General features: G+C 65.9%; 13 protein-coding genes and 1 pseudogene. 9 read left to right on the forward strand and 5 right to left on the reverse strand.

The genetic code is table 11. The features are described from left to right. Window positions 1–133: 133 nt before the first annotated feature. Window positions 134–2,416 carry an NADP-dependent malic enzyme gene (locus tag C8J46_RS08220; protein WP_132737399.1) on the reverse strand — a complete coding sequence of 761 codons (2,283 nt, stop codon included), beginning with the start codon at window positions 2,414–2,416 and terminating at the stop codon, window positions 134–136. 525 nt (window positions 2,417–2,941) lie between these two features. Here C8J46_RS08220 and C8J46_RS08225 point away from each other — a divergent pair. The 5 genes and pseudogenes from C8J46_RS08225 (at window position 2,942) to C8J46_RS08245 (ending at window position 6,716) form a co-directional block, all read left to right on the forward strand. Then, complete coding sequence (locus tag C8J46_RS08225; protein WP_132737402.1) at window positions 2,942–3,478, forward strand: glycosyl hydrolase 108 family protein; 537 nt, start codon at window positions 2,942–2,944, stop codon at window positions 3,476–3,478. Between the two features lie 88 nt (window positions 3,479–3,566). Further along, window positions 3,567–3,800 (forward strand): annotated as a pseudogene (locus C8J46_RS08230) (3TM-type holin); the annotation flags it as partial. 191 nt (window positions 3,801–3,991) lie between these two features. Further along, complete coding sequence (gene hslV, locus C8J46_RS08235) at window positions 3,992–4,534, forward strand: ATP-dependent protease subunit HslV (protein WP_056053053.1); 543 nt, start codon at window positions 3,992–3,994, stop codon at window positions 4,532–4,534. Between the two features lie 119 nt (window positions 4,535–4,653). Next, window positions 4,654–5,949 carry an ATP-dependent protease ATPase subunit HslU gene (gene hslU, locus C8J46_RS08240; RefSeq protein WP_132737408.1) on the forward strand — a complete coding sequence of 432 codons (1,296 nt, stop codon included), beginning with the start codon at window positions 4,654–4,656 and terminating at the stop codon, window positions 5,947–5,949. Between the two features lie 101 nt (window positions 5,950–6,050). After that, a complete protein-coding gene (locus C8J46_RS08245) occupies window positions 6,051–6,716 on the forward strand; it encodes a nitroreductase (protein WP_132737411.1) in 666 nt (221 codons plus the stop codon). Window positions 6,717–6,940: 224 nt separating this feature from the next. Here the strand turns inward: C8J46_RS08245 and C8J46_RS08250 are convergent, their stop codons facing one another. From C8J46_RS08250 to C8J46_RS08265, 4 genes are all read right to left on the reverse strand, one after another. Further along, window positions 6,941–7,207, reverse strand: coding sequence for a hypothetical protein (locus tag C8J46_RS08250; RefSeq protein ID WP_132737414.1), 267 nt, complete (start codon window positions 7,205–7,207; stop codon window positions 6,941–6,943). Between the two features lie 57 nt (window positions 7,208–7,264). Then, window positions 7,265–8,695, reverse strand: a complete 1,431-nt coding sequence (locus C8J46_RS08255) for a DEAD/DEAH box helicase (RefSeq protein WP_132737417.1) — start codon at window positions 8,693–8,695, stop codon at window positions 7,265–7,267. A gap of 224 nt (window positions 8,696–8,919) precedes the next feature. Continuing rightward, on the reverse strand, window positions 8,920–9,648 hold the full coding sequence (locus C8J46_RS08260; RefSeq protein WP_132738217.1) for a Crp/Fnr family transcriptional regulator: 729 nt from the start codon (window positions 9,646–9,648) through the stop codon (window positions 8,920–8,922). Between the two features lie 181 nt (window positions 9,649–9,829). Then, a complete protein-coding gene (locus C8J46_RS08265; protein ID WP_132737420.1) occupies window positions 9,830–10,096 on the reverse strand; it encodes a hypothetical protein in 267 nt (88 codons plus the stop codon). Between the two features lie 151 nt (window positions 10,097–10,247). Between C8J46_RS08265 and C8J46_RS08270 the strand changes: the two genes are divergently transcribed. The 4 genes from C8J46_RS08270 (at window position 10,248) to C8J46_RS08285 (ending at window position 15,320) form a co-directional block, all read left to right on the forward strand. Further along, window positions 10,248–11,267: a fumarylacetoacetate hydrolase family protein gene (locus tag C8J46_RS08270; RefSeq protein ID WP_132737422.1), complete on the forward strand. Its 1,020-nt coding sequence runs from the start codon at window positions 10,248–10,250 to the stop codon at window positions 11,265–11,267. Window positions 11,268–11,405: 138 nt separating this feature from the next. Then, entirely contained in the window at window positions 11,406–12,695 is a 1,290-nt protein-coding gene (locus tag C8J46_RS08275) for a thiamine pyrophosphate-dependent enzyme (protein WP_132738220.1), read from the forward strand. 223 nt (window positions 12,696–12,918) lie between these two features. Then, window positions 12,919–13,926 carry an alpha-ketoacid dehydrogenase subunit beta gene (locus tag C8J46_RS08280; protein WP_056053047.1) on the forward strand — a complete coding sequence of 336 codons (1,008 nt, stop codon included), beginning with the start codon at window positions 12,919–12,921 and terminating at the stop codon, window positions 13,924–13,926. After that, the gene (locus C8J46_RS08285) at window positions 13,926–15,320 is read left to right on the forward strand and encodes a dihydrolipoamide acetyltransferase family protein (protein WP_132737425.1); all 1,395 of its coding nucleotides are present in this window, start codon (window positions 13,926–13,928) and stop codon (window positions 15,318–15,320) included. Before C8J46_RS08280 ends, C8J46_RS08285 begins: the two co-directional genes overlap by 1 nt. The last annotated feature ends 6 nt before the right edge of the window (window positions 15,321–15,326 follow it).

Raw genomic sequence — 15,326 nt, forward strand, 5'->3', positions numbered from 1 at the left:
TCGACGAGATACGGTGACCATCTGCTGGATCTTGTTCTCCCGCGAACGCGGGAGCCCAGGATAACGAACGCTGCCGCCCGTTACCCTGGACCCCCGCCTTCGCGGGGGAACAGCTTTGGTATGGCGTTCGCCCTTACGCCGTCTCGCTCACCGTTGCCGCATGCCCCACCGCGATCGCGCTCAAATTCACGATCCCGCGCGCGGTCACGCTCGGCACCATCATCTGCAACGGCTTGGCCAGCCCGAGCAGCATCGGCCCCAGCGGCGCCGACTCGGTCGATGCCGACAACAACGACACCGCGATGTTCGCCGCATCGATGTTCGGCATCACCAGCAGGTTCGCCGAGCCGGTCAACGGGCTATCGTCGACCAGCCGCCGCCGCAGTGCCTCCGACAGCGCGGCATCACCGTGCATCTCGCCGTCGAACTCGAACTCCGGCGCCATCTCCTTCAGCAACGCATGCCCTGCACGCATCTTCTGCGCAGACGGCGACCGCGACGCACCGAAGCTCGAATGCGACAGCAACGCCGCCTTCGGCTCGATCGCGAACGCGCGCACCGCTTCGGCCGCCAGCATCGTCATCTCCGCGATCTGCTCGGCGGTCGGATCGACCGTCACGTGCGTATCGCAGAAGAACAGGCTGCCGGTGCGCAGGATCACCGCCGACATTGCATATAGTCGCGAGACACCCGGCATCCGCGGGATCAGCGGCATGACATACGTCATCTGCGTCCACCAATCGCCAATCCCGCCACACAGCGCCGCATCGACGCGGCCCTCGCGCAGCAGCATCGCCGCGGCGACGCTTGGCCGAGTCCGCAGCGCGCGCTCGGCGCTGTCCGGCGGCGTGCCGCGGCGGCCTACCAGCGCGCTATAGCCCGCCAGCAGCGGCTCGAAGACTTCGCGATCAGTAGCCGGATCAAGCACCTCGACGTCGGTGCCGATCGTCATGCGCAGACCGCTCGATTCGATCTTCTCGGCGATCACCTCGCGCCGCCCGATCAGCACTGGTCGCCCGATGCCCTCGTCGATCACCGTCTGTACCGCGCGCAACGTCCGCGGGTCCTCGCCCTCGCCATACGCGATCGAGCGCCCGGCCTGCTTGGCGCGCGCGAAGATCGGCCGCATCAGCTGGCCCGAGCGATACACGAACACTTCGAGATCGCGCAGATACGCGTCGAAATCCTCGATCGGCCGCGTCGCCACGCCGGAATCCATCGCCGCCTTTGCCACCGCCGGCGCAACATGCAGGATCAGCCGCGGATCGAACGGCTTGGGGATGATGTAGGTCGGCCCGAACACCGGCGTCGCGCCGCCGTACGCCGTCACGACCACGTCCGAAGCGGTCGCGCGTGCGAGCGCTGCGATCGCGTCGACCGCGGCGACCTTCATCGCCTCGTTGATCTCGGTCGCACCGACGTCGAGCGCGCCGCGGAAGATGAACGGGAAACACAGTACGTTGTTGACCTGGTTCGGAAAATCCGAGCGGCCAGTGGCGATGATCGCGTCGGGCCGGGTCGCATGCACTAGCGCCGGCTGGATCTCAGGCTCCGGGTTCGCCAGCGCCAGGATCAGCGGATCGGGCGCGAGCAGATGCAGCCACTCCTGCTTCAGCACGCGCGGCGCCGACAGGCCGAGGAAGATGTCCGCCCCCTCCAGCACGTCCGGCAGGGTCCGCGCATTCGTCTTGCGCGCATACCGCGCCATGTTCGGCGGCATCACGTCGCCGCGATCGGCATGCACCACGCCGGCGATATCGGTCAGCGTCACGTTCTCGGGGTTAAGCCCCATCGACACCAGCAAGTCGACCGTCGCGAGCGCCGCCGCGCCGGCGCCCGACGTCACCAGCTTCATCTGGTCGAGCCGCTTGCCGCGCAGTTCGAGCACGTTGCGGACCGCCGCCGCACACACGATCGCGGTGCCGTGCTGGTCGTCGTGGAACACCGGGATGTTCATCACCTCGCGCAGCTTCGTCTCGATCTCGAAGCATTCCGGCGCCTTGATGTCCTCGAGATTGATCCCGCCGAACGTCGGCTCGAGCACGCGGACAGCCTCGATGAACGCCTGCGGATCGAGCTGGTCGATCTCGATGTCGAAGCAGTCGATCCCCGCGAATTTCTTGAAGAGCACCGCCTTGCCCTCCATCACCGGCTTCGACGCCAGCGCACCGATCGCGCCGAGCCCGAGCACCGCGGTGCCGTTGGTGATGACCGCGACGAGGTTGCCCCGCGCGGTATAATCCCTCGCCTTGTCCGGATCCGCGGCGATCTCCTCGCACGCGGCAGCGACGCCTGGCGAGTAAGCGAGCGCCAGATCGCGCTGCGTCGCCATCCGCTTGGTCGCCTCGACGGAGAGTTTCCCGGGCTTTGGATAGCGGTGATAATCGAGCGCGGCTTTGCGGAAATCGTCTTCCATGGTCTTCCTAACCTGTCGGCCGCGGCGGCGACCGGGTTGAGCGCGCAGACAGAGCCCGCGGCGAATGTTCAAGGGAGCGCATAGCCTTAGGCACACCAATCCGCCAACCCCGCGCGGACGTAGCGTCGGTTTGGATGGGGAGGGTGGGTGGCGACCACACCCGGTACCCTACAGCACAGCACCACCCCGGCATAGCACCACCCCGGCGAAGGCCGGGGCCCAATTGGAACGTCGGACATAACGAAGCGCCGCCCTCAGTCAGCACCGTCCCCCAATTGGACCCCGGCCTCCGCCGGGGCGGTGCGCGCCCTAGTAATCCTTCCCCGCAAGGGGGAGGTGGCGCCGAAGTTGACGGAGGGAGAGGCAAGCGATCACGTCCGTTGGGTGTCCTCCCCCTCCGACCGGCAAGTGCCGGCCACCTCCCCCTGGCGGGGAGGATCGAAGATCCTGACCTCCACAGAATCCCCTGTCCTACAGCGAACCAATATGGTTCGCTCTACCCCCAAACAGGGCGGGACCCACATCATGACCATCGACCACCTAATCGACGCCGTCATCGACCGCGAAGGCGGCTACTCCAACCACCCCGCAGACCGAGGCGGCCCCACCAGATACGGCATCACGCAACAAGTAGCCCGCACCAACGGCTACCCCGGAGACATGCGCAATTTCCCCCGCGCACAGGCCGAAGACATCTACCGCCGCCTCTACTGGACCCGCCCCGCCTTCGACCAGGTCGCCCCCCGAGCCCCCAAAATCGCCGAAGAACTCTTCGACACAGGCGTCAACATGGGCCCCGCAGTCTCCGCCACCTTCCTACAACGCGCGCTCAACGCGCTCAACCGAGGCGCCACCGACTACCCCGACATGATCCTGGACGGCCGCATCGGCCCCGCGACGCTGACCGCGCTCGAAGCCTTCCTCGCCCGCCGCAAACCCGGCGGCGAAACCGTGCTCCTGAAAACGATCGAGGCGCTGCAAGGCGAACGCTACGTCGCCCTCGCCGAGACCCGTCCTGCCAACGAAGCCTTCCTCTACGGCTGGCTCGCCAACCGCACATGACGCTCGCGACGAAACGCTCCCAGCGTCTACACTTCCTATACTTCACTTTTGCCGGAGGCAGCCAATGACCCCGCAACCCCTTGATCCCGCACCAGATCCCTGGATCACCCGAGCCCGCCCGACGTTCCTCTACGTGATGTACACCTTGCTGCTCGGCGCGATCCCCGCAGGCCTGATCGCCGCCGTCCGCCCGCAAATGGCACAAGCGATCGCGGCTGGCATGGCGGCGTATTTGAACGCGATCCCCGAACCCCTCTACGCGCTCTTCGGCACCGGCTATCTCGGCTACACGGTGGCGCGGGAATGGGGGAAGGGGCGGTAACCTCCTTCTCCCGTCATCCTGACGAAAGTCAGGACCCAGGGTTCCAGCCGACACGTCCGTGGCTCTGGGTCCTGACTTTCGTCAGGATGACGGGGAGGGCGCTTGATGAGCGGTCCTGCCGTTGCGGCCCCGCCCGTTGCACCCCCAAAACCAAACCCTACATCGCGCCTATGAGCAACGACCCCCACGCCATGCCGACATGGCACGGCACCACGATCCTCTCGGTCCGCCGCGGCGGCAAGGTCGTCGTCATCGGCGACGGCCAGGTCTCGATGGGCCAGACCGTCATGAAACCCAACGCGCGCAAGGTCCGCCGCCTCGGCGACGGCAGCGTCATCGGCGGATTCGCCGGAGCCACCGCCGACGCCTTCACGCTGTTCGAACGCCTCGAACGCAAACTCGAAGCGCACCAGGGCCAGCTCCTGCGCGCCGCGGTCGAGCTCGCCAAGGACTGGCGCACCGACAAGTTCCTCCGCAACCTCGAAGCGATGATGATCGTCGCCGACAAGGACGTGACGCTGATCCTCACCGGCAACGGCGACGTCCTCGAACCCGAGAACGGCGTCGCGGCGATCGGCTCCGGCGGCAATTACGCGCTCGCCGCCGCCCGAGCCCTGGTCGAATACGAGACCGACGCGGAGGTGCTGTGCCGCAAGGCGATGCACATCGCGTCTGAGCTCTGTGTCTACACCAACGACCGCCTCACGGTCGAAACGATGGACTCGACCACGTAATCCCCCTCCCGCTTGCGGGAGGGGTCAGGGGAGGGGCTGAAATAAACCCCACCCACACCTTCCGTTGCGGCCACGCCCTCCCCCGACCCCTCCCGAGCGGGAGGGGAGAAGGTAACAAAATGAACGACCAGCTCACCCCCAAGGCCATCGTCGCCGCGCTCGACGCCCACATCATCGGCCAGGCCGCCGCGAAACGCGCGGTCGCCGTCGCGATGCGCAACCGCTGGCGCCGCCAGCAGCTCAGCGAGGACCTCCGCGACGAGGTCACGCCCAAGAACATCCTGATGATCGGGCCGACCGGCTGCGGCAAGACCGAGATCAGCCGCCGTCTGGCGAAACTCGCCGACGCGCCGTTCGTGAAGGTCGAGGCGACCAAGTTCACCGAGGTCGGCTATGTCGGCCGCGACGTCGAACAGATCGCCCGTGACCTCGTCGAGGAAGCCATCCGCCTCGAAAAGGAACGCCGCCGCGTTGCCGTCAAGGACAAGGCCGAGGAGGCCGCAATGTCCCGCCTGCTTGACGCGCTCACCGGCAAGAACGCGAGCGAGGCGACGCGCGAGAGCTTCAAGCAGCGCTTCCTCGACGGCCATCTCAACAATGCCGAGGTCGAGATCGAGATCGAGCAGGCCCCGGCGATGCCATTCGACATTCCCGGCGGCGCCCCGCAGATGATCAATCTCGGCGAGATGATGAAGTCGTTCGGCGGCGGCCAGCAGCTCAAGCGCCGGAAGCTCACCGTCCACGCCGCGTGGGACAAGCTCGTCGAGGAAGAGGCTGACAAGCGTCTCGACCAGGACGAGGTCAGCCGTGCGGCGCTCGCCGACGCGGAGGCCAACGGTATCGTCTTTCTCGACGAGATCGACAAGATCGCGGTCTCCGACGGCCGCGGCGGTTCGATCAGCCGCGAGGGCGTCCAGCGCGACCTGCTACCCTTGATCGAGGGCACCACGGTCGCGACCAAGTACGGCCCGATGAAGACCGACCACATTCTCTTCATCGCCTCGGGCGCGTTCCACGTCGCCCAGCCGAGCGACCTGCTCCCCGAATTGCAGGGCCGCCTGCCGATCCGCGTCGAGTTGAAGGGCCTCACCGAAGCCGATTTCGTCGCGATCCTGTCGGATACGAAGGCGTCGCTGCCGCTGCAATACAAGGCGCTGATCGCCACCGAAGGCGTCGGCATCGAGTTCACCGAAGACGGCATCGCCGCAATCGCGCGCATCGCCGCCGAGGTGAATTCGGAGATCGAGAACATTGGCGCGCGACGTTTGCAGACGGTGATGGAAAAGCTGCTCGAGGAGGTCAGCTACAACGCCGAAGACCGCGGCGGCTCGAACCTCGTCATCGACGGCGCGTACGTCGACAGCCAGTTGAAGGAAATCGCCCGCAACACGGATCTGAGCCGCTTCGTGCTCTAATTGCTTTCCTGCGAACGCAGGAATCCAGGGTAACATGGAGAAACGCTCGTAACCTTGGACTCCTGCGTGCGCAGGAGAACAAAATTGGAGAGGAGAACACCATGGACGTGACCGAAGCCATAGCCGCTCGCCGCTCCGTCCGAGGCTTCCTCGACACCCCGGTCGATCCCGCACTCCTCCACGACCTCGCGATAAAAGCGTCCCGAGCCGCAACCGGTGGTAACCTCCAGCCCTGGCACATCGCCATCGTCCAAGGCGAACCCCTGGCCCGCCTCAAGGCGACGATGGCCGCAAAACTCGCCACCGGCGAAGCCGAAACCCCAGCCTACGACGTCTACCCGAAAGACCTCACCGCTCCCTACCGGGACCGCCGCTACACCGTCGGCGAAGCGATGTACGCGCACCTCGGCATCCCCCGCGACGACAAGACCGCCCGCCGGGACTGGTTCGCCCGCAATTTCGAATTCTTCGGTGCCCCCGCCGCGTATTTCTGCACGGTCGATCGCCGCATGGGGCCGCCGCAATGGTCGGATCTCGGCATGTACCTGCAGAACCTGATGCTGCTCGCGGTCGAGGCTGGACTCGCCACCTGTCCGCAGGAATGTTGGGCGATGTATCCGGAAACGGTCGGGACGTTTCTCGAGATACGGGAAGACCGCATGCTCTTCTGCGGCATGGCGATCGGTTATGAGGACAAGAGCGCTCGGGTAAACGCGTTGCGCACGGAGCGCGCGGACGAAGCGGAATGGCTGACGACGATCCGCTGACAGCCCTCCAGCTACCGCAAACCAAACCCCACCCCGGCGAAGGCCGGGGCCCAGGTGGGAAACGATTGTAACGGATGTACGCGCTTCGTTACGCTGGTCCTGCCAACTGGACCCCGGCCTCCGCCGGGGTGGAGTGCGTGTGCTGAGTGTGCGTATGCCAAGCGTGTTCACCCGCGACGGCGGGTGCCCAGACTGGGTCCCCGCCTTCGCGGGGGAACAAGTTTCTAGAGAACCACCGTCACCGGCTTGGCGCCCCTGATCCCCGCGAGGATCATCGCCTCCCACACCGCCGGATCACCCGCCGCGGCCATCGCCTTGTCAGGCTCGCGCAACGTCTTCAGCACAGCCAGCGCATCGGGCAGATAATCCGCCCAAGCCGCGTCGATCAGCCGCGACGCCGACTCGGCATCGCCGCCGGCGTTGCAGCTGATCCGCTGTCCCGCCAGCACGCGTGCGACGCGTTCGGCGACAGGTGTAGTGGAAACGTCCATGAGCATTCTCCTCGCGGGACCGGTCTACACCAAACCCGCGAGGCGAACGAATGCTCCTTAGCGTGCCGGGCCTGAACCCGCGCCACGGCTCGGACCACGGCCACCGCCGCCGGCTGGACGACCGCCGCCCTGACCGCCGGGACGACCACCGCCCTGGGGACGACCGCCGCCGCCTTGGCCGCCACCGCCACCCTGGCCACCACGGCTCGCACCCGCATAGTTACGGCCGGTCGTACCGGTCGCCCTCGGCGAATGCGTCGCCCGCGGCCGTGCCGGATCGCGCGGACGGTCGATCCGGACTTCTGGATCGGCGCCCATCGTCTTCACGCGCGTCTGCTTGATCTGGTTCGACAGGTTGACGAAATCGTCCGGCAGCGACCGGACCTGGACCTTCTGGCGGGTGATCCGCTCGATGTCGCGCAGGTAGGCCTTCTCGTCATCCGCGCAGAACGCGACGGCGATGCCGCTGGCGCCCGCACGCGCGGTACGGCCGATGCGGTGGACATACTGCTCGGCGACGTTCGGCAGCTCGAAGTTGATGACGTGCGAAACGCCCGAGACGTCGATGCCGCGCGCGGCGATGTCGGTCGCGATCAGGACCTTGACCTTGCCCTGCTTGAACTCGCCGAGTGCGCGCTCGCGCTGGCCCTGGCTCTTGTTGCCGTGGATCGCGTTCGACGCGATGCCGTTGCCGGCGAGCAGCTTCACGACGCGGTCGGCGCCATGCTTGGTACGCGTGAACACGAGCGCGCGGTCGATGGCAGGATCGGCCAGCGTGATCGTCAGCAGCGCCTGCTTTTCCGACTGGTTGCAGAAGGTGACATACTGGTCGACGCGCTCGGCGGTCGTCGCAGCCGGCTTTACCGACACCGTCTTCGGGTCGAGCAGGAACTGCGACGCGAGCTCGCGGATCGCGACCGGCATCGTTGCCGAGAAGAACAGCGTCTGGCGCTTCTTCGGCAGCATGCGGACGATCTTCTTCAGCGCGTGGATGAAGCCGAGGTCCATCATCTGGTCGGCTTCGTCGAGCACGAGGATCTCGATCATCGAGAGGTTGACGAAGCCCTGCTCGATCAGATCGATCAGACGGCCCGGCGTGGCGACGAGGATGTCGACGCCGCGGCTCATGTCCTGGCGGTTCTTGTTGATGCTGGTGCCGCCGAACACGGTCGTCACCGACATCTTGCTGAACTGGCCGTAAGCGCGCGCGCTGTCGGCGATCTGGCTGGCGAGTTCGCGCGTCGGTGCGAGCACCAGCATGCGGCAATGCGTCGGCAGGACGCGCTTCTGGTTTTCGGTCAGGCGCTGGATCGACGGCAGCACGAACGCCGCGGTCTTGCCGGTGCCGGTCTGCGCGATGCCGAGCAGATCGCCGCCTTCGAGCAGGATCGGGATCGACTGTGCCTGGATCGGCGTCGGCTCGGTGTAGCCCTTGGCTTCGAGCGCACGGACGAGCGGCTCGGCAAGGCCGAGGTTTGCAAATGACATGAATAGTCTCTCAAATAGATGCCGGGCTCGCGAATCCACACAAGGACGCGCGAGGGGCGGTGGTGTTTTGACACCCCGCGTGAAAAGGGAAGCCCGTTGGAAACGACCGAGGCGGAGCTAAGACCCTAAGGTCCAATCACGCTGCATTACGCCTCGATGGCCGCCATTTGGCGAACCACAGTCGAAAAGTCAACCTTCGGCCCCTTTTCGCACCCCTGGCGACGTCAGGTCCGGATCTGGCCCAGATGCAGATAGCGCTCGTTGAACTCCGCGGCGTCGCGCAGGCGGGGCCAGTCGGTCACGCTGACCTGCCGCTTCTTGCGCGCGATCAGCCCGTCGTTCTCGAGCGATTTCAGGACACGGTTTACGTGCACGGGGGTCAGCCCAAGCGCGTCGCCAAGCTGTTCCTGAGTCATCGGCAACTCGTAGGCCATGGCATCCCCGAGCGTCGATTTCTTGAACCGCACGGAAAATTCACAGAGCAGATGCGCCAACCGGCTGCGCGCGTTGCGCCTGCCGACGTTGAGCAGCCATTCGCGGTGGATCGATGCCTCGACCAGCGCATCGATCCACAAGGCCTGGCCCGCGGTCGGGCACGCCTCGATAAATTGACGCAACGCCACGATCGGCACCTCCGCCAACGTCAGTCTGGTCAGCGCCTGGATGTCGTGATCGGATTCATCGAGGAACAGGTTCTGGAGGTCGACGAACTCGCCGGGCATCAGGATCGACACGATCTCGCGCTCGCCATTGGGCGTCAGCTTCTGCCGATAAGCGAGACCAGCGAGGATGAAGGCGCAGCGCGTCGGACGTTGGCCTTCGCGCAGCATGTAGGTCGACGCATCGATCGTCCGCACCTTGAACGGCAGCGCAGCGATCTGAGCACGGTCATCCGCACGCAGCGCCATCCGCGACTCGAACTTCCGTGTAACCTGTTCAGTCACGGTGGACATATCCACGTGCACTCTCCGCATCAGGGCAGGAGCACTCGTTTCTCGCTGTCACCCTCACTGGGATAGCGCGTTGGCGGATGTCGCACCTTATCCCAGGATTGAGCAGACTGACAAAACCCATGTTATATTATTGCGGGGTGTTCTGACGTCCTTAGGGCACGGCGCCCGGTCGACTCCGGCGTCAGGCATGTAATGAACCGGAGGCGCCCGCATGAGGGCTTCCCGGTTCGTCTATCGTGACCGCGACGGCGAGCAGCACATGCCCCTGGTCGTTGCGGACCGCGACACGAAAATGTGCGCCGTGGCGCGCGATCGCGGGATGGTCGCTAAGATAATCGCCCGCGAAAATGACCGCCTGGACACGCGCTACCTCGTCGTCGGCCAAATCGGTGCCGTCGTCGTCATTGACGTGTTTATGGTTGTCGATGTCGAAGAAGTATCTGGGCATGCTCGACTTCCTCAACCGTTACGCAAGCCTAATTCCTAGCAGGCCGGCGCTCCCTGCGCTCTTACCAAAATCAGTTTCGATGCGCGCAGCAAGCTCGACTTGACCAGCGTCGCGGGCGTAGGATGCGTGCAAACAATAGAGGATCCGCCCCATGAAACTGGCCAGCCTGAAGCATCCCGACGCTACTCGGGGACGAGACGGCAAGCTTGTGGTCGTCTCCAACGACCTCGCCTGGTACGCTGATGCGAGCCATATCGCGCCGACGCTGCAGGCCGCGCTCGACGACTGGGACCGGCTTTCGATCGACCTCAAGAACCTGTCGACCGATCTCGAGCACGAGATGATCCCGATGCGCCGCTTCCACGAGCATGACGCCGAGTCGCCGTTGCCGCGTGCGTATCAATGGGCGGATGGCTCGGCCTACGTGAATCATGTTGCGCTCGTGCGACAGGCGCGTGCGGCGGAGATGCCCGACAGCTTCTGGCACGATCCGCTGATGTACCAGGGCGGCTCGGACGGGTTCCTGGGGCCGCGCGATCCGATACCGCTCGCCGACGAATCCTGGGGCTGCGACATGGAGGGCGAAGTCGTCGTCGTTACCGGCGACGTCCCGCTCGGCGCGAGTCGCGACGAGGCGCTGGCGGCGATCTTGCTGGTCGGGCTCACCAACGACGTCTCGCTGCGCAACCTGATCCCCGGTGAACTCGGCAAGGGCTTCGGCTTCTTCCAGTCGAAGCCGGCCAGCGCGTTCTCGCCCGTCTTCGTCACCCCCGACTCGCTCGGCGACTGGTGGAAGGACGGCAAGCTGCATCGCAAGCTGATGGTCGACCTTAACGGCCAGCCGCTCGGTCGCGCCGAAGCCGGCGAGGACATGACGTTCGATTTCGGCACGCTGGTCGCGCACGCCGCCAAGACCCGCAAGCTCGGCGCGGGGACGATCGTCGGCTCGGGCACCGTCTCGAACCGCGGCCCCGATGGTGGTCCCGGCAAGTCGGTTGCCGAGGGTGGCGTCGGCTATTCCTGCCTCGCCGAAGTCCGGACTATCGAAACCATACAGGGCGGCAAGCCCGTCACGCCGTTCCTCAAGCAGGGCGACGTCGTCCGGATCTGGGCCGAGGACGACAAGCGCCATCCGATCTTCGGCGTGATCGAACAGACCGTCGGCGGCTGAATTCTGCGGAGGGGGAGAAAAATCCGCGCGGCACATCGTGAATGCGCAACTCCCCCTCGCAATCTGCGTTGAAATTTAATAACAAGCCTCGGTAAGAGTGTTCCGCGGTCACAGCGGCCTCATGGAGATGGAATGACGATGGCAAGCGAGCATCCGCGCGCCAATTTGCAGCCACTTACGCTGCATATCCCCGAGCCGAAGTTCCGCCCCGGCGACGCGGTGGACTTCGCCGAAGTCGACGTGCCGCCCGCCGGCGAAGCGCGCCGCCCCGACACCGCGGACAAGGCGTCCGACTTCATCGATCTCGCCTATACGCTGGTCCGCGTGCTCGACGACGACGGCAACGCGGTCGGCCCCTGGGGCCCCAAGCTTTCGCCCGACGTGATGCGCCGCATGTTGCGCAGCATGGCTTTGCTCCGCGCGTTCGACGAGCGCATGTTCCGTGCGCAGCGTCAGGGCAAGACCAGCTTCTACATGAAGGCGCTTGGCGAGGAGGCGGTCGCGGTCGCGGCAGCCTACGCGCTCGATTACGAGGACATGTGCTTCCCCTCGTACCGTCAACAAGGCCTGTTGATCGCGCGGGGCTGGAGCCTCGTCGACATGATGAACCAGATTTATTCGAACACGGCGGACCGGCTCGGCGGCAAGCAGCTGCCGATCATGTATTCGGTCAAGGAAGCCGGCTTCTTCTCGATCTCGGGCAACCTCACGACGCAGTATCCGCAGGCTGTCGGCTGGGCGATGGCGTCCGCCGCCAAGGGCGACACGCGGATCGCCGCCACCTGGTGCGGCGAAGGCTCGACCGCGGAGGGCGACTTCCACTCGGCCTGCACGTTCGCCGCGGTCTACCGCGCACCGGTGATCTTCAACGTCGTCAACAACCAGTGGGCGATCTCCAGCTTCTCCGGGTTCGCCGGTGCCGAGGCGACGACGTTCGCGGCGCGCGCGGTCGGCTATGGGATTGCCGGACTCCGCGTCGACGGCAACGACGCGCTCGCGGTCTACGCAGCGACCGAATGGGCCGCCGAGCGCGCGCGCACCAACCAGGGCCCGACGCTGATCGAGCACTTCACCTATCGCGCAGAAGGCCATTCGACCTCCGACGACCCCGGCCAGTATCGCAGCGAAGGCGAACCCAATGCCTGGCCGCTCGGCGACCCGATCAAGCGCCTCAAGGATCACCTGATCGCGATCGGCGAATGGGACGAGGAGCGCCACGCGGCACAGGACAAGGAACTTGCCGAGCAGGTCAAGGCCGCGCAGAAGGAAGCCGAGAAGAACGGCATCCTCGGCCACGGCCTCCACCAGCCGCTCGAATCGCTGTTCGATGGCGTGTTCGAGGAACTGCCGTGGCATCTGAAGGAGCAGCGCCAGCAAATGCTCGACGAGGAATCCGCGAGCGGCCGCCCTTGGGATATCAAGGCATGAGCGCCCAGCCCAACCAGGCCCCACCAAACTCCGTCATCCCAGCGAAAGCTGGGATATCCCGGTTATCGAGCGTGCCCTCGCGGCATGAGACCCCAGCTTTCGCTGGGGTGACGAAGGTGTTTGTATGAGCGACGTGACTGAAGCACGTGGGTCGGGCGCAACCGAAGCAGCGGAAGCGGCTGCGGCCTCGTCGAGCCACGCAGGTACCGAACCCACCGCACGCATGAACATGATCCAGGCGATCAACTCCGCAATGGACATCATGATGGAGCGCGATCCGGACGTGATCGTCATGGGCGAGGATGTCGGCTATTTCGGCGGCGTTTTCCGCGCGACCGCCGGGCTCCAGGCCAAGCACGGCAAGACCCGCGTGTTCGACACCCCGATCACCGAATGCGGCATCATCGGCGTCGCGGTCGGCATGGGCGCGTACGGCCTGCGCCCCGTCCCCGAAATCCAGTTCGCGGATTACATCTACCCCGCGCTCGACCAGCTCGTGTCCGAAGCCGCACGCCTGCGCTACCGCTCCGCCGGCGAGTTCACCTCGCCGATCACGGTCCGCTCGCCGTTCGGCGGCGGCATTTTCGGCGGCCAGACGCACAGCCAGTCGCCCGAGGGGCTCTTCACCCACATGTCCGGCATCAAGACGGTCATCCCGTCGACGCCGTATGACGCCAAGGGGCTGCTGATCGCCGCGATCGAGGACAATGACCCGACGCTCTTCTTCGAACCCAAGCGCATCTACAACGGCCCGTTCGACGGATATTGGGATCGCCCGTCGCAGAACTGGTCGAAGCATCCGGCCGGCGAAGTCCCGACCGGCTATTACAAGATCGAGCTCGGCAAGGCGAAGATCGTCCGCGCCGGCGAGGCGCTCACGATCCTTGCCTACGGCACGATGGTCCATGTCTGCGCGGCCGTCGTCGCCGAAGCCGGGATCGACGCCGAGATCGTCGACCTGCGCACGCTCGTGCCGCTCGACATCGAGACGATCGAGGCGTCGGTGAAGAAGACCGGCCGCTGCATGATCGTCCACGAGGCGACTCGCACCAGTGGCTTCGGCGCGGAGCTGTCGGCGATCGTCCAGGAACGCTGTTTCTACCATCTCGAGGCGCCGATCGAGCGCGTGACCGGGTTCGACACGCCGTACCCGCACAGCCTCGAATGGGCGTATTTCCCGGGGCCCGTCCGCATCGGCGAAGCCCTGAAAAAGATCATGAAGGACGCATAATGGCCCGCTTCACCTTCAAGCTGCCGGACATCGGCGAAGGCATCTCCGAGGCCGAGATCGTCGCGTGGCACGTCGCCATCGGCGACCGCGTCGAGGAGGATTCGCCGATCGCCGACATGATGACCGACAAGGCCACCGTCGAAATGGAGTCGCCGGTGACCGGCGTCGTCGTCGAACTGGCGGGCGAAGTCGGCGAGCAGGTGTCGATCGGCGCCGCGCTGGTCGTGATCGAGACGGACGCGGTGGACGCCGCGGACGAAGTCGTCGCCGCGCCGCTGACGTCGGCCCAGGCCGAGACCGCGGAGCAATACGAAGCCGAGAACCCCGGCGTCGAACTCCTCCCCGAAACGGGGAGGGGGACCGCCGGCGAAGCCGGGGGTGGAGGGGGCGTGCCGCAAACGACCCCGCCGGTGGCGGATACTGCATCGGTGGGCATGTTCCCGCAGACCGCTCCGCCCGTGGAAGCCCCCCTCCACCATCCTGCGGATGGTCCCCCTCCCCGTGCCGGGGAGGATAAGGCGCACGCGCTCGCATCTCCAGCGGTACGCGCTCGCGCGCGCGATCTCGGCATCGACCTCGCCTCGGTCAAATCCGACTCCGACCGCGTCCGCCACGCCGACCTCGACGCCTACCTCCGCTACGGCTCGGGCGAAGGCTACCACCCCCCGCATGCGTCGCGCGCCCGCGAGGACCAGCCCATCAAGGTCATCGGCATGCGTCGCCGCATCGCCGAGAACATGGCCGCCTCGAAGCGCGCGATCCCGCACTTCACCTATGTCGACGAGATCGACGTCACCGCCTTGGAAGCGATGCGCGCCGACCTCAACGCCAACCGCGGCGGCCGCCCGAAGCTCACCATGCTGCCGCTGATGATCGTCGCGATCTGCAAGACGATCCCCGACTTCCCGATGCTCAACGCGCGTTACGATGACGAGGCGGGCGTGGTTACGCGTCACGGCGCCATCCACCTCGGCATGGCCGCGCAGACCGACGCGGGGCTCACCGTCCCCGTGATCCGCGACGCACAGGACCGCAACGTCTGGCAGCTCGCCACCGAGATCACGCGCCTCGCCGAAGCCGCACGCGCCGGAAAACTAGCACCCAACGAAATGGGCGGCGGCACGATCACCGTGACGTCGCTCGGCCCGCTCGGCGGTATCGCGACCACGCCGGTCATCAACCGCCCCGAAGTCGCGATCATCGGCCCCAACAAGATCGTCGAACGCCCGGTCTTCCGGTCTGATGGAAGAGGGGGCGACGAAGTCGTCCGTGCGAAACTGATGAACCTGTCGATCAGCTGCGACCACCGCGTCGTCGACGGCTGGGACGCGGCAAGCTTCGTCCAGGGCCTCAAGAAATACCTCGAAACCCCCGTCCTCCTCTTCGCCGACTGAACGCAC

This window comes from Sphingomonas sp. PP-F2F-A104-K0414 (assembly GCF_004340945.1).
Taxonomy (GTDB): Bacteria; Pseudomonadota; Alphaproteobacteria; order Sphingomonadales; family Sphingomonadaceae; genus Sphingomonas.

Excerpts from the sequence above, each read along its gene's own strand:
- hslU (WP_132737408.1), top strand. The coding sequence starts at position 4,654 with ATGAACGACCAGCTCACCCCCAAGGCCATCGTCGCCGCGCTCGACGCC.
- hslV (WP_056053053.1), top strand. The coding sequence starts at position 3,992 with ATGCCGACATGGCACGGCACCACGATCCTCTCGGTCCGCCGCGGCGGC.
- C8J46_RS08260 (WP_132738217.1), bottom strand. The coding sequence starts at position 9,648 with ATGTCCACCGTGACTGAACAGGTTACACGGAAGTTCGAGTCGCGGATG.
- C8J46_RS08250 (WP_132737414.1), bottom strand. The coding sequence starts at position 7,207 with ATGGACGTTTCCACTACACCTGTCGCCGAACGCGTCGCACGCGTGCTG.
- C8J46_RS08225 (WP_132737402.1), top strand. The coding sequence starts at position 2,942 with ATGACCATCGACCACCTAATCGACGCCGTCATCGACCGCGAAGGCGGC.
- C8J46_RS08245 (WP_132737411.1), top strand. The coding sequence starts at position 6,051 with ATGGACGTGACCGAAGCCATAGCCGCTCGCCGCTCCGTCCGAGGCTTC.
- C8J46_RS08265 (WP_132737420.1), bottom strand. The coding sequence starts at position 10,096 with ATGCCCAGATACTTCTTCGACATCGACAACCATAAACACGTCAATGAC.
- C8J46_RS08270 (WP_132737422.1), top strand. The coding sequence starts at position 10,248 with ATGAAACTGGCCAGCCTGAAGCATCCCGACGCTACTCGGGGACGAGAC.
- C8J46_RS08255 (WP_132737417.1), bottom strand. The coding sequence starts at position 8,695 with ATGTCATTTGCAAACCTCGGCCTTGCCGAGCCGCTCGTCCGTGCGCTC.
- C8J46_RS08275 (WP_132738220.1), top strand. The coding sequence starts at position 11,406 with ATGGCAAGCGAGCATCCGCGCGCCAATTTGCAGCCACTTACGCTGCAT.
- C8J46_RS08285 (WP_132737425.1), top strand. The coding sequence starts at position 13,926 with ATGGCCCGCTTCACCTTCAAGCTGCCGGACATCGGCGAAGGCATCTCC.
- C8J46_RS08220 (WP_132737399.1), bottom strand. The coding sequence starts at position 2,416 with ATGGAAGACGATTTCCGCAAAGCCGCGCTCGATTATCACCGCTATCCA.
- C8J46_RS08280 (WP_056053047.1), top strand. The coding sequence starts at position 12,919 with ATGAACATGATCCAGGCGATCAACTCCGCAATGGACATCATGATGGAG.